Origin of the sequence: Aeribacillus sp. FSL M8-0254, assembly GCF_038008845.1 — a bacterium.
Taxonomy (GTDB): domain Bacteria; phylum Bacillota; class Bacilli; order Bacillales; family Aeribacillaceae; genus Aeribacillus; species Aeribacillus composti.
In genome coordinates, this window is record NZ_JBBOZY010000001.1 from 839285 (window position 1) to 852930 (window position 13646).

12 protein-coding genes are annotated in these 13646 nt (G+C 39.1%); 9 read left to right on the plus strand and 3 right to left on the minus strand.

What is annotated here, in order from left to right; translation table 11 throughout:
• Nucleotides 1–77 precede the first annotated feature (77 nt).
• Complete coding sequence (locus NSQ44_RS04120) at nucleotides 78–1406, plus strand: TrkH family potassium uptake protein (RefSeq protein ID WP_340855179.1); 1329 nt, start codon at nucleotides 78–80, stop codon at nucleotides 1404–1406.
• Nucleotides 1407–1885: 479 nt separating this feature from the next.
• On the opposite strand, the gene NSQ44_RS04125 is transcribed toward NSQ44_RS04120, so the two are convergent.
• Complete coding sequence (locus tag NSQ44_RS04125) at nucleotides 1886–2878, minus strand: ABC transporter substrate-binding protein (protein WP_066249177.1); 993 nt, start codon at nucleotides 2876–2878, stop codon at nucleotides 1886–1888.
• A gap of 161 nt (nucleotides 2879–3039) precedes the next feature.
• Between NSQ44_RS04125 and NSQ44_RS04130 the strand changes: the two genes are divergently transcribed.
• Genes NSQ44_RS04130 through NSQ44_RS04150 form a run of 5 tightly spaced genes read left to right on the plus strand, consistent with a single transcriptional unit; the run spans nucleotide 3040 to nucleotide 6942 of the window.
• Nucleotides 3040–4041 (plus strand): FecCD family ABC transporter permease, encoded by a 1002-nt coding sequence (locus tag NSQ44_RS04130; RefSeq protein WP_339229540.1) that lies wholly within the window; start codon nucleotides 3040–3042, stop codon nucleotides 4039–4041.
• Complete coding sequence (locus NSQ44_RS04135) at nucleotides 4038–5090, plus strand: FecCD family ABC transporter permease (RefSeq protein WP_340855183.1); 1053 nt, start codon at nucleotides 4038–4040, stop codon at nucleotides 5088–5090. Before NSQ44_RS04130 ends, NSQ44_RS04135 begins: the two co-directional genes overlap by 4 nt.
• 11 nt (nucleotides 5091–5101) lie before the next feature.
• Complete coding sequence (locus NSQ44_RS04140) at nucleotides 5102–5923, plus strand: ABC transporter ATP-binding protein (RefSeq protein WP_063386944.1); 822 nt, start codon at nucleotides 5102–5104, stop codon at nucleotides 5921–5923.
• Nucleotides 5911–6675, plus strand: a complete 765-nt coding sequence (locus tag NSQ44_RS04145; protein ID WP_340855185.1) for an IucA/IucC family C-terminal-domain containing protein — start codon at nucleotides 5911–5913, stop codon at nucleotides 6673–6675. Before NSQ44_RS04140 ends, NSQ44_RS04145 begins: the two co-directional genes overlap by 13 nt.
• 15 nt (nucleotides 6676–6690) lie before the next feature.
• Entirely contained in the window at nucleotides 6691–6942 is a 252-nt protein-coding gene (locus NSQ44_RS04150) for a YusU family protein (protein ID WP_339229535.1), read from the plus strand.
• A gap of 361 nt (nucleotides 6943–7303) precedes the next feature.
• Here the strand turns inward: NSQ44_RS04150 and NSQ44_RS04155 are convergent, their stop codons facing one another.
• Complete coding sequence (locus NSQ44_RS04155) at nucleotides 7304–7654, minus strand: spore coat protein (RefSeq protein WP_340855189.1); 351 nt, start codon at nucleotides 7652–7654, stop codon at nucleotides 7304–7306.
• A 14-nt stretch (nucleotides 7655–7668) separates the two neighbouring features.
• Nucleotides 7669–7932, minus strand: a complete 264-nt coding sequence (locus NSQ44_RS04160; RefSeq protein WP_198318588.1) for a hypothetical protein — start codon at nucleotides 7930–7932, stop codon at nucleotides 7669–7671.
• Nucleotides 7933–8104: 172 nt separating this feature from the next.
• Here NSQ44_RS04160 and NSQ44_RS04165 point away from each other — a divergent pair, with 172 nt between their 5' ends.
• The 3 genes from NSQ44_RS04165 (at nucleotide 8105) to NSQ44_RS04175 (ending at nucleotide 13553) form a co-directional block, all read left to right on the plus strand.
• Entirely contained in the window at nucleotides 8105–10486 is a 2382-nt protein-coding gene (locus tag NSQ44_RS04165) for a 3-hydroxyacyl-CoA dehydrogenase/enoyl-CoA hydratase family protein (protein WP_340855192.1), read from the plus strand.
• Nucleotides 10487–10504: 18 nt separating this feature from the next.
• Entirely contained in the window at nucleotides 10505–11680 is a 1176-nt protein-coding gene (locus tag NSQ44_RS04170) for an acetyl-CoA C-acetyltransferase (protein WP_340855196.1), read from the plus strand.
• An 88-nt stretch (nucleotides 11681–11768) separates the two neighbouring features.
• Nucleotides 11769–13553, plus strand: coding sequence for an acyl-CoA dehydrogenase family protein (locus tag NSQ44_RS04175; RefSeq protein WP_340855199.1), 1785 nt, complete (start codon nucleotides 11769–11771; stop codon nucleotides 13551–13553).
• Nucleotides 13554–13646: the final 93 nt, after the last annotated feature.

Consider the following 13646-nt stretch of genomic DNA (forward strand, 5'->3'; position numbering starts at 1 on the left):
ACGGATATTGTTTTTTGTAGGAAAGAATTTAAGAAGGAATTGTTGCATAATTTAGTCTCTAAAAAAGGTGCATAAATATGGAGAAGAAGAACGGAGGAAAGATTCAATTAAGTCCCCCCCAATTGCTTGTTGTTGTGTTTCTATTCTCAATTGTCATTGGAACATTTTTTTTAAAGCTGCCATTTTCGACAAAGGAACCGATAAGCTGGATTGATGCTCTTTTTACAGCCACCAGTGCAATGACAGTCACCGGTCTCGTTACCGTTGATCCAGGCACAGTTTTTACACCATTTGGCCAGCTTGTGATTGCTTTTCTTATACAGATAGGCGGTTTAGGGATCATGTCCTTTGCAGTGCTAATTATTATGGTGCTTGGGAAAAAAATCGGCATAAAAGAGCGTATTCTTATACAGCATCAATTGAACCAAACGTCAATTGGCGGAGTAATAAGGCTTGTAAAATATTTGTTTATTTTTTCATTTTTGATTGAATTTGTTGCGATGCTTATTCTATCGATAAAATGGGTTCCGCAATTTGGCTGGGAAAAAGGATTATTTTACAGCTTTTTTCATGCCATTTCTGCTTATAACAATGCTGGATTTGCCTTATGGAAGGATAACTTAATGCAATTTGTTGGGGATCCGGTGGTCATTTTAGTAATATCGTTTTTATTTATTTTAGGAGGTATCGGTTTTCCAGTATTAGTGGACATTTGGACAAAAAAAACTTTTAAAAAATTATCTTTGCACACGAAGATCATGATCATCGGAACGCTCATTGTCAACGTGGCAGCGACAGTATTTATTTTATTAATTGAATTTCACAATCCGAAAACATTGGAGCCTTTGACATGGGGAGAAAAAATTTTAGCCGCCTATTTTCAGGCGGTGTCACCTCGTACAGCAGGATTTAACTCGATCGACATAGGCGCCATGGAAGATTCGTCGTTATTTTTCATTTCTCTCCTCATGTTCATTGGAGCCGGAAGCGCCTCTACGGGCGGGGGAATTAAATTATCGACAGCGATTGTGATCATTTTTTCCGTTCTCGCTTTTTTAAAAGGGAGGACAGAAATTAATTTGTTGAAGCGTTCGATTGGAGCAAGCACTGTTATAAGGGCTCTGGCAGTTACAATGTCAAGTATCGTATTTATTATTGCAGCTGTTTTAATTTTAAATATTACGGAAAGACAGCCGTTTTTGCATATCTTATTTGAAGTTGTTTCCGCCTTCGGAACGACAGGTTTATCGGCAGGAATAACCGGTTCATTGACGTTTATCGGAAAAATCATCATTATTTTTATGATGTTCTTAGGAAAGGTCGGCTCTCTCACGTTGCTTTTTATATTATCGTCAAAAGAACAACAAAAGATTCGTTACCCAAGCGAAGATGTTCTTACAGGATGACAAAGAGTGTTTGTGCAAGCTTTACAGAAATAGATATTCCTTGATGGAATATTATAGATACAATCGAGGGAGTATTTGAAAACTACAGAGTTTTGAGGGAGCTCATAAAACTAGAGGCTAAAATTTAAAATGAGGAATTGATTCAAAAGCTTCTTTTTAAATTTAGAACGTTCTATGTTACATGAAATAGGTTAATCGTTTTAAGCCAGAAGAGACGAATGACAAAGAATGTTAAACAAATGATTGTGGATACGGAAATTATTTCCGTTTACGAATGAATTAAGATTGGTCCATTGCATCTCACTCTAACATCATGATCTTATAAACCAAAATAAAGCGAAAATTTAGTTAAACGAAACAAAAGTGCATAAAAGCTGAACAACCCTACTCCAATGAATTTTGAAGTAAGGTTGCTTTGGCTTTATTCATATTGCTGATTTTCAAGGTAAGAAAAAATTATCTTTTCGACCATCTCAATTTTATTGAGTTAACAATTTTTCTAAGTCGTCCAGCATATGGTTTGCAGCAAGCACACCGCCGGCTGTGTTCCAAATAGCGTCGTCAACTTTGTAAGCTTTTCCGTTTTTAACAGCATTTAAGTTTTTCCAAAGTGGATCGTTTGTCCACTCTTTTTCTGCTTGCAAAGCTTCTTTGTCTCCTTGCGGTGCATAGGTGAAATAGAAGATGATGTCACCGTCCATTTCCGGAATTTGTTCTTTTCCGACTTCAACTGCCAAATCTCCTAATTTATTTGCATCTGTAAACAATTTTTCTTGCTGAGCAGGACGTTTAAATCCAATTTGATCGAAAATCACACCAGAAAATGAATCTTTCCAATATATTCTCGTTACACCAGCCATGAAACGAACAACTGAAACTTCTTGATTCACTTGATCTCCTAATTTTTGTTTTACTTCTTCTACATGATTATTAAAATCATCTAATACTTTTTGTCCTTCTTCTTCACGATCGATGGCTTTTGCATATAGCTTAAAGTTTTCCTGCCAGTCGCCTCTTAATGTTTCCGAAAAAACTGTTGGCGCTATTTGATTGAGCTTGTCGTAGATTGCTTCTTGGCGAAGCTTATTGCCTATAATCAAGTCAGGCTGAAGAGCTGCAATTTTTTCAACATTGACTTCACTTTCTGTACCAACGACTTCAACGTCTTTCATTTCATCTTTAATATGATCGTACCAAGGATCGCCAAGCCAAGATTGAACGGCTCCGACTGGTTTTAATCCCATTGCTAAAAGCGCTTCGGTTCCTTCATTCGTTAATACGACGACACGTTCAGGTTTTTTTGGAATTTCAGCTGTTCCCATTGCATGCTCAACTTTGTATGATTGACTTTCAGTTGAGCTTTCTTTCTTTTCTTTTGAAGCTTCTTTACTGTCCCCGTTGCCGCAAGCAGCAATTACTGCCAGCATGAGTATGGCAACGATGGAAAATAATAATTTTGATATTTTTTTCATTATGTAACCCCCTAAAATGTAGTTGAAAATGATTTTCAATTCCTTAATAATAGTAATCAGTGAGAAATTAAAAGTCAATAATTAATTGAAAATGATTTTCACATTCAAAATGATTTGGTACAATTGGATCAGAAGTTCGACTTGTTAGGAGAGACGTGAAGTTGTCATTATCTAGTAATCGTAAAGCAATCTTACTTTTTCTTTCCTTTTTGCTTCTATTATTCAGCATGTGTGCAAGTATTGTATATGGATATACGGATACAAGCTGGAAGATGGCATGGGATGCTTTTTTTCATTTTAATGGTTCCAATGAACATATTATTATACAAAATGTTCGACTTCCTCGGTCCGTCATAGCGAGTGTAGTCGGCGCTTGTCTTGCTTTATCCGGTGCATTGATGCAAGCTATTACGAAAAATCCTCTTGCATCGCCAAGCGTTTTTGGCATCAATGCCGGTGCAGGATTTTTTATTGTTCTAGCTTTTTCCTTATTTTCTGTAAACAGCTTACAAGCGTTTACTTGGATTGCTTTTGCAGGCGCAGCTTTTGCTGCCATGCTTGTGTACATGATCAGCTCATTGGGCAGTGATGGATTGACGCCTGTAAAGCTTACTTTGGCAGGAGCGGCCGTTGCGGCACTTTTTTCTTCCCTTACGCAAGGTTTGTTAGTTTTAAATGAAGCAGCGTTGGATCAAGTATTATTTTGGCTTGCAGGATCTGTGCAAGGCCGAAAAATGGAGGTAATGACAGCTGTTCTTCCATATATTTTGATTGGATTAGTTATTTGTACATTTATCGCCTCTAAATTAAACGTCTTAGTAATGGGAGAAGAAGTGGCGAAAAGTTTAGGACTAAAAGTAGGAACAGTGAAGTTTTTTGCAGCCTGTGCTGTCATATTTTTTGCGGGCGGTGCAGTTGCAGCGGCTGGTCCTATTGCATTCATCGGCGTAGTCGTGCCCCATATTGCAAAGTATGTGGCCGGAAATGATTACAGATGGATTTTGCCGTTCTGTGCAGTATTTGGTGGGATTTTGCTAGTTGCAGCAGATATTGGCGCCCGTTTCATTGTCATGCCTGAAGAAGTCCCTGTAGGGGTCATGACGGCGATAATTGGAACCCCATTTTTTGTTTATATTGCAAGGAAGGGGGTTCGTGCATCATGAAAAAATATGTTTCGCTTCGGATCGGAAATGTCATTTCATTTTTAATTGATAAAAAGGCCTTTTTCCTTTCGTTCGTTTTCTTTCTTGCGGCGTTTTTCGTAATCCTTGTCAGTGCAAGTGTAGGCGAAGTGATGATCAGCCCTGTCCAAGTTTTTCAAACAATTTTTGGAATAGGGGATGGAACGAACGAGCTTGTTATTAAACAATTTAGGCTTCCGAGAATTCTTATTTCCCTTTTGGTCGGCATGTGTTTGGCTGTTGCGGGCGGAATTTTGCAAAATTTAGTTCGGAACCCTTTAGCATCCCCTGACATTATCGGAATTACCGGCGGTGCTTCGGCAGCGGTTGTACTATTTTTAATGCTGTTTTCCGATAAGAATCATTCTTTAACTGTAAGCATTCATTGGATGCCTTTGGCAGCTTTCATAGGAGCAGCCGTTACAGGCATTTGTGTTTATTTATTGTCGTGGAAAAACGGTGTGACTGCCATCAGGCTTGTGTTGGTCGGCATTGGAATCTCCTTTTTAACTAAAGCATTAACGACTTTGTTAATGATAAAAGGGCCTATTTACCAAGCATCCCAAGCAAATATTTGGATAACCGGCTCAGTTTATGCAGCAAACTGGTCTCAAGTAAAGATTTTGTTTCCAGCAACTATCATTCTTCTCTTGATAACGGTTGTTACTGTAAGAACGATCAATATTCAAAGTTTTGGTGATGAGATCGCAATCGGGATGGGAAACCGGGTACAATTAACCCGCTTTTTCCTCTTATTTCTAGGAACCGCTTTGACTGCTGTTGCTGTCGCTTTTGGAGGAGGGATAGGGTTTGTAGGTCTTATTGCTCCTCACATTGCAAGAAAGCTTGTCGGTTCAAGCTTTGGTTTGATGCTGCCGATTTCAGCCTTAGTCGGGGCACTCATTGTTATGCTTTCTGATTTATTGGGAAAAACAATCTTTTTGCCGCATGAAATTCCAGCTGGTGTGTTTACTTCAGCGATCGGGGCTCCTTATTTTATTTACTTGTTAATGAAGCACAGAAATATTTAGGAGGTGATGGCATGCATAGATTGTATACTCATGAGTTAACTTTTGCTTATGGACAGAATATGATTATTGAAGATCTTAATCTTACTATTCCAACGGGAGAAATTACTGTATTAATTGGAAGCAACGGTTGTGGAAAGTCGACCTTATTAAAATCTTTGGCAAGAATTTTAAAGCCAGCAGGCGGTTCAGTACTCTTGGAAGGAAAGGACATTGCCGAGCTACCGACAAAGGAAGTGGCAAAAAAACTGGCTATACTTCCGCAAGGGCCTGAAGCCCCAGAAGGATTAACTGTTTTGCAGCTTGTTAAACAAGGACGGTATCCTTATCAAAATTGGCTGAACCAATGGTCCAAGGAAGATGAAGAATTAGTTTTTCGAGCGCTTGAAGCAACTAGAATGAGTGAATTGGCAGAACGAACAGTGGACTCTTTATCAGGAGGACAAAAACAGCGTGCATGGATCGCCATGACTTTGGCGCAAAATACAGATATTATTCTTTTCGACGAGCCAACAACTTATTTAGATATAACACATCAAATTGAAATACTCGATTTATTATTTGAATTGAATATGAAAGAGAAAAGAACAATCATCATGGTTCTTCACGATTTAAATTTAGCCTGTCGTTATGCTCATCATATCGTCGTATTAAAGGATAAAAACATTTATAAACAAGGAAAACCGGAAGATGTAATGAATGTACAACTGGTCAAAGATGTTTTTGAAATGGATTGCAAAATTATTCGCGATCCGATTTTTGGAACACCGCTATGTATTCCGTTCGGAAAAGGGAGAAATATTAATAAAGTAGGGATGCAGGCATGGGAAAGTTGACGTTCGATGAAATAAAGGTGCTGTCAAAATTTCGATATTCAGAAGCAAAACGTGCAACCGATTCATCAATTGACATGGAGGAACTGCTAAAACCGGAAAAACTGCAGCTGTTTTTAAAAAATATTCAGCCTAAATTTAATGCACCTCTTTATGTAGCCGGGTCAATGTTTATTAAAAGATATGCTTTTTTAGCCGCTTTAGCTCTTTATACCATGACAATGTTTGATAAAGCTTTAAAAGTGGATATAAAAAATCTTGTCCTGATCACTGATGACGAAGATCCGCTTTGGCTGCCGGGCTTTTATTTCAAATCGAACGAAGTCACAATCGCTCCCCAAGAAAGAAAAAAATGGCGGGATGAAATGTTAACCTTATTATTTAAAGAAAACATCACACGTCTTTTACAGGTTGTCTCAATAGAGGCAAAAATTTCAAAATGGATTCTTTGGGAAAATGTTGCGATCTATATATTTTGGATGTATGAAACATTGCTCAATGAAAAGCAGCATGAAGATAAACATGAAAAAATAAAAGAAGATTTTATTTATTGCGTGAAGGAAGCAAAAGGTGAATTGTTTGGGGATTTTAATCGGAACCCATTAAAAAAATTTTTTGGTCCTAAGACATATTCTGATCAATATGATGATTATATTCGAAAAAGAAAAACATGCTGCCTGTTTTATTTGACAGACGATGAAGGGAAAAAATGCAGAACATGCCCGAATGTTAGTGAATGTATAATAAAAAAGTAATTGGAGAGATTAAACATGGATAACCAGTTTCAAGCTCAGGTTGATGCGCTTGTTGAAAAGTATACCGAACTCTTGCTTGGAAAATCGTCTCCTGAATTAAAAGAAAAAGTGAAAATTTGGGTGTTGTATACGTACATGGCAAAATCGATGCCGCCGCTAGTGAAACATTGGAATGAAAAATTTCCAGAAGCAAAAGAACAAATGAAAGCTATTATTAATGAAATAAAAGAATTAAATGAACAGCATAGAAATAATAGAAAACGTTGATCTAAATTTGAAGTTGTCCTCCTTATAAGCAGCAGGGGGATTTTTTATGCGGACAGAATAGTATCATTCAAAATAACTTTAAGGTTTCATAGCATTGACGTTGGACGAAACAATGGAATGCTGATAAAGGTTAAAAATTTTTTGTGCTAAAGCAAAATGCTTCTTACTTTAAAAATAGCAGATAAATAGTGATCATATAGAACGGAATGAGCATTCGATCGCCTATTCAGTAATCGATTGGGAATAACATTTCAACCCGTAAAGAAATAAAACCTTACTCCGCTTGTTTACCGGAATAAGGCTGCTTTAACTCTTTATTTGTTGTCTGCTCGAATGGGGTCAGACACTTTTAAGTTCATTTTTATTGAATGTTTTGATTGTAAGGAGATTGCTGCTGCAAATAATTAGCATATTGCTGATAGCTTTGTTGTATTTTTTGATTGTCGCACGCCTCAAGGGAATACCATCCATTTTTAAACATGACATTAAATAACTGCCGCTGGCATTTTTGCGTTTCGTCGCAAATCATTTGAATATTTTCGTATAAAACGGTGTGGCTAAGCTCATTCAAAGCTGTACTATAACCTTGTGTCATATATTTTTCAGTTGCAAGCAAATCATTTATAAAGTCGCGGTCGTTCATTTGCGGGCTTTTTTGAACTGTTGTTTCCGGATTGCTGATTTTCCTGTTGTTTGATTGCTCGGCTTGCATAATAAATCTCCTTTCTACTGCATTTGTGGATTGCCATTTAATTGATTTAATATCTGCTGATAGTGGCGATGATGCATTTCTCCTACCTTTTCCAACTCAGCTTTAATTTCAGGAATTTGGCATTGTGAAGCAAAAAAATGTGCTTTTTTCATCGCAATTAAATTCCATGACATCATATCTGTTAAATATAGTTGATCTTTTACAGAAATAATTTGCGGCGGTTCGTTATAAACTTGATTTTGCTGCATATTTTGCATATTGGTTGGCATTTGATTCATCATAAAAGCCCCCTTTTTCAAAAATGTACAAATTTAATATCCCACAATTTTTAAAGAGTTATGCAAAAATTTTTTAACAAGAATATTGAACAAAAATTTAAAATATTTTATACTTTAGTAAAACAGACAAAAATGAATGAATGTTCATTCAAATGAAAGGGGATTTGAAATTGTGCGTCAAATAAAAAAAGCTGCAGTACTCGGATCAGGAGTGATGGGATCCCAAATTGCAGCACATTTAGCGAATGTCGGGATTCATGTATTACTCCTGGATATTGTACCGACAGAACTAACGGCAGAAGAAAAACAGCAAGGATTGACGCTGAAAGATCCAATCGTTCGAAATCGTTATGCTCAAAAGGCTGTGCAAAGACTGCAGAAGCAGACTCCTGCTCCATTGACTGCAAAAGAAAATATAGAGCGAATTGAGATCGGGAATTTTGATGATGACATTGAGAAAATTGCTGAAGCTGATTGGGTGATTGAAGCAGTTGTGGAAAGGCTCGATATTAAACAGAAAGTTTTTGAAAAAGTGGACAAATGGCGGCGGCCAGGCAGCATTATCAGCACAAACACGTCTGGAGTTTCCGTTCATTCGATGTCAGAAAACCGCTCAGAAGATTTCCGTAAACATTTTTTAGGCACTCACTTTTTTAACCCGCCACGCTATTTGAAGCTGCTCGAAATTATTCCAACAAAAGATACTGACGAACAAGTTGTAGCATTTATGAAGAGATTTGGTGAAGATGTTCTTGGCAAAGGGGTTGTTTGCGCAAAGGATACACCGAATTTCATTGCCAACCGCATTGGAACATATGGTTTTCTTGTAACCGTACGTGAAATGCTGAAAGGGAATTATTCTGTCGGAGAAGTTGATTCCGTGACAGGACCTTTGATCGGCAGACCAAAAAGCGCCACATTTCACACACTTGATGTAGTCGGTTTAGACACGTTTTTTCATGTCGTAAACAACGTATATGAAAGAGTAGATGGCGAAGAAAAAGAAATTTTTCGTGTCCCGGATTTTATGAAGAAAATGCATGAAAACGGCTGGATTGGATCAAAAGCCGGGCAAGGATTCTACAAAAAAACGGGCAAAGAAATTTTGGAATTGAATGTAAATACGATGGAATATGAAAATAGAAAAAAACTGCGTGCCGATTCTATCGAAATAGCGAGACGTGAAAAAGGCACCGGGGAGAAGTTAAAAGCAGTTGTTTATTCGAACGACCGTGCAGGCACTCTTATTTGGAAAATTCTTATTCCAACGCTCCTTTATTCCGCAGAACAGCTGGGCAGCATTGCCGAAACGATCGTTGACATTGACCAAGCGATGAAGTGGGGATTTGGCTGGGAGCTTGGACCGTTTGAAATGTGGGATGCAATCGGGATAAAACGATCGGTTGAAATCATTGAACAGCAGGGCGGAACAGTGCCAGCATGGGTCAAGCAAATGCTGAAGGATGGAAATGAAACGTTTTATAAACAAAGCGAAGGCGCTACTTATTTTTATCATCGGGGCGAGTACAGACTGCTGCAAACAAATATGAAACAAATTCATGTGCAATCGTTGAAAAATGAAAAATCAATCATTAAAGAAAATAACGGGGCAAGCTTAATCGATATCGGCGATGATATCGCACTGCTCGAGTTTCATTCGAAAAACAATGCGATCGGCTATGATATTGTGCAAATGATCGATTTTGCCATCGACGAAGTTGATAAAAATTATAAAGGGCTAGTCATCGGCAATGAAGGAAAACACTTTTGTGTAGGCGCAAACCTTGCGTTTATGTTAATGGAGGCGCAGGATGAAAATTATTTTGAAATTGAGCTGATGATAAGAAAGTTCCAGCAAGCGATGATGAAAATTAAATATAGTCCGAAGCCGGTTGTAGCGGCCCCTTTTCATATGACATTGGGAGGCGGCGCGGAAGTATGTTTGCCTGCCTCAAGCATTCAAGCAGCTATGGAAACTTACATTGGCCTAGTTGAAACAGGTGTTGGACTGATCCCGGGCGGGGGAGGAAACAAAGAACTGTATATAAAAATTCTTGACCAAATCGGCCATGATATTGAAATTGATCTGCAAAAGGTCGCAAATAAAACATTTGAAACGATCGCCATGGCTAAGGTGTCCAAATCCGCACAGGAAGCGCAGCAAAACGGGTTTCTTCAACCGACAGACGCCATAACCATCAATAAAGATCACCTGCTGTATGATGCGAAGCAAAAAGCGTTGTTTTTATATGAAAGCGGATACCGTCCCCCTGTCCGCAAAAAAATTCCGGTAGTTGGCGAGACCGGATATGCCGCCATGATATTAGGGGCACAAAATCTTTATTTATCGGGATACGCTTCGGAGCACGATGTAAAGATTGCTAAAAAATTAGCCTATGTGATTGCGGGAGGCAAGCTTCCATACAGGACAAAGGTAGATGAACAATATTTGCTCGATTTGGAACGGGAAGCATTTTTAAGTTTAATAGGTGAACCGAAAACACAAGCCAGGATGCAGCACATGCTGTTAAAAGGAAAACCGCTGCGCAACTGACAGAAAGGAGTTAGAAAAATGAGGGAAGCTGTCATTGTCACTGGTGCTAGGACACCGGTTGGAAAAGCAAAAAAAGGGGCATTAGCCAACATACGACCGGATGATTTAGGAGCATTAGTAGTAAAGGAAACATTGAAGCGGGCCGGAAACTATGACGGACATATTGATGATGTCATTATTGGTTGTGCTATGCCTGAGGCAGAACAAGGCTTAAACATTGCAAGAAATATCGCGGCGCTGGCAGGGCTCCCCTATACAGTGCCGGGAATAACCATTAACAGGTTTTGTTCTTCAGGGCTGCAGGCTATTGCTTATGCAGCTGAACGGATCATGCTTGGGCATGCGGAAGTCATTATCGCAGGAGGAACAGAATCAATGAGTCTTGTTCCAATGACTGGAAATGTATTTCGGCCAAATGCAAAGCTTGCCGAGGAAGCGCCTGAATATTACATGAGCATGGGACATACAGCCGAGCAGGTCGCACAAAAATACAATATCAGTCGAGAGGAACAAGATGAATTTGCTGTGCGGAGCCACCAAAAAGCAGCATTAGCAATTCAAAACGAAGCATTTGCTGAAGAAATCGTTCCTGTAGAAACCACGATCCGAACAGTTGATGCTAATAACAAGCTGCAGGAGAAAAAGACAATATTTCGCCAAGATGAAGGGGTTCGACCAGAAACAACAAAAGAGGTTCTTTCATCTTTAAAACCGGTATTTGCAGTAAACGGATCTGTAACGGCGGGAAATTCTTCGCAAATGAGCGACGGAGCGGCTGCCGTTATGGTAATGGATCGAAAAAAAGCGGAAGAGCTTCAGCTAAAGCCGCTGGCCAAATTCCGTTCTTTTGCTGTAGGAGGAGTGCCGCCTGAAGTGATGGGAATAGGCCCTGTCGTTGCGGTGCCAAAAGCGCTTGAATTAGCGGGTCTTGAACTTTCAGATATTGGACTCATTGAATTAAACGAAGCATTTGCTTCACAAGCGATTCAAGTAATTAGAGAACTCAAATTAGACGAAGAGAAAGTAAACGTAAACGGAGGTGCCATAGCTCTTGGACATCCTCTTGGATGTACAGGTGCAAAATTGACATTAACTCTTATCCACGAAATGAGAAGAAGAAATGAACAATTTGGATTGGTGACGATGTGTATCGGCGGCGGAATGGGTGCAGCGGGAGTTTTCGAGCTTCTATAAAAAACCAAAAGGTTAGGTTTTCTAAACATGATGGAAAATGACATGGAGTCTTCGAACTTATTTATGAATCCAAAAGGGGGAATATTGGATGGTAAACAAAACAGAGGCCTATATAAAGGGCGGAAGCTTCATCATGGAAGAAATTCCTTTTGATCGAATCTTCACGCCGGAAGATTGTACTGAAGAACATAAAATAATTGCGAAAACAGCTGAAGATTTTGTCCTGAACGAGGTTGTTCCTTTTATTGACCGTCTTGAAAACCATGAATTTGATATTTCGGTGAAATTGCTGAAGCAAGCTGGCGAACTTGGTCTGCTCGCCGCAGATATTCCAGAAGAATATTCCGGACTAGGTCTTGATAAAGTAAGCTCTGCTCTTATTGCAGAACAATTTTCCCGCGCAGGGGGCTTCTCAATTACATTTGGAGCCCATGTAGGCATTGGCTCGCTTCCAATTGTATTGTTTGGAAATGAAGAACAGAAGAAAAAATATTTGCCCAGCCTTGCAGTCGGTGAAAAAATCGCTGCATATGCATTAACGGAACCAGGATCAGGATCAGATGCTCTTGGTGCAAAAACTACAGCGAAGCTAAATGAGGCAGGAACACATTATATTTTAAACGGAGAAAAACAATGGATCACAAATTCAGCTTTTGCAGATGTTTTTATCGTGTATGCAAAGGTGGACGGCGAACATTTCACAGCATTTATTGTTGAAAGAGATTTTCCGGGTGTTTCAACAGGTCCTGAGGAAAAGAAAATGGGGATCAAAAGCTCTTCAACAAGGACATTGATCTTAGACAACGTTTTAGTGCCAAAAGAAAATGTTTTAGGGGAAATCGGCAAAGGGCATAAAATTGCCTTCAATATTTTAAATATCGGACGATACAAATTAGCCGTCGGAGCAATCGGAGCCAGCAAGCGCATCATCGAATTGTCGGTCAAATATGCGGTGCAAAGGAAACAATTTGGACGGCCGATAGCCCAATTTCCGTTAATCCAAGAAAAGTTGGCCAATATGGCGCTGAAGCTTTATGCAATGGAAAGCTCAGTCTATCGAACGGTTGGATTGTTTGATGACCGGATGAGTTATTTAACACCTGAAGAGCAAAAGGATGGAAATGCTGTTGCCCAATCGATTGCTGAATATGCGATCGAATGCTCATTAAACAAAGTATTCGGTTCTGAAACGCTTGATTATATAGCGGATGAAGGAGTTCAAATTCATGGCGGATACGGATACATGGCGGAATATGAAGTGGAAAGGGCCTATCGCGACTCCAGAATTAACCGCATTTTTGAAGGAACGAATGAAATCAACCGCTTGCTTGTTCCGGGAATGTTTTTGAAAAAAGCAATGAAAGGGGAGCTTCCTCTTCTTCAAAAAGCACAAAGCCTTCAAAAAGAACTGTTGACATGGATGCCGGAAGAAATCGGCGATGGCGTATTGGAGCAAGAAAAATATTTGTTGAAACAAGCGAAAAGAGTGACGCTTTTGCTGGCAGGTGCTGCAGCTCAAAAATTTGGCCAATCCTTGCAGCAGGAACAAGAGATTCTTGCAAATATCGCGGATGCGGTAAATAACGTTTATGCGATGGAATCCGCTATTTTGCGCACAGAAAAGGCCATTGTGAACTCAGGAGAAGAAAAGAATAAACAGAAGCTCCTTTATACACAAGTGTTTGTGCAAGAAGCGTTTCAGGAATTAGAGGCGAATGCAAAAGAAACGATTGTTGCGATCGAGGAAGGAGATGACTTGCGGATTCTTCTCTCTGCTTTAAAAAAATTGATGCGACAAATCCCTGTAAATGTCATTAAGAAAAAACGCCAAATTGCAGCTAGAGTGATTGAAGAGGAAAAATATATAGTATAGCTGCGGGACTTAGGGGTGTCTAATAAGTCGTTTTTACGGCTAATTGACACCCCCTTTAATGTTTTAGAAACGTTGATATATTGGTGTTTATAA

Coding starts and splice junctions, on each gene's coding strand:
- NSQ44_RS04120 (WP_340855179.1), top strand. CDS start 78: ATGGAGAAGAAGAACGGAGGAAAGATTCAATTAAGTCCCCCCCAATTG.
- NSQ44_RS04125 (WP_066249177.1), bottom strand. CDS start 2,878: ATGAAAAAAATATCAAAATTATTATTTTCCATCGTTGCCATACTCATG.
- NSQ44_RS04135 (WP_340855183.1), top strand. CDS start 4,038: ATGAAAAAATATGTTTCGCTTCGGATCGGAAATGTCATTTCATTTTTA.
- NSQ44_RS04140 (WP_063386944.1), top strand. CDS start 5,102: ATGCATAGATTGTATACTCATGAGTTAACTTTTGCTTATGGACAGAAT.
- NSQ44_RS04145 (WP_340855185.1), top strand. CDS start 5,911: ATGGGAAAGTTGACGTTCGATGAAATAAAGGTGCTGTCAAAATTTCGA.
- NSQ44_RS04150 (WP_339229535.1), top strand. CDS start 6,691: ATGGATAACCAGTTTCAAGCTCAGGTTGATGCGCTTGTTGAAAAGTAT.
- NSQ44_RS04155 (WP_340855189.1), bottom strand. CDS start 7,654: ATGCAAGCCGAGCAATCAAACAACAGGAAAATCAGCAATCCGGAAACA.
- NSQ44_RS04160 (WP_198318588.1), bottom strand. CDS start 7,932: ATGAATCAAATGCCAACCAATATGCAAAATATGCAGCAAAATCAAGTT.
- NSQ44_RS04170 (WP_340855196.1), top strand. CDS start 10,505: ATGAGGGAAGCTGTCATTGTCACTGGTGCTAGGACACCGGTTGGAAAA.
- NSQ44_RS04175 (WP_340855199.1), top strand. CDS start 11,769: ATGGTAAACAAAACAGAGGCCTATATAAAGGGCGGAAGCTTCATCATG.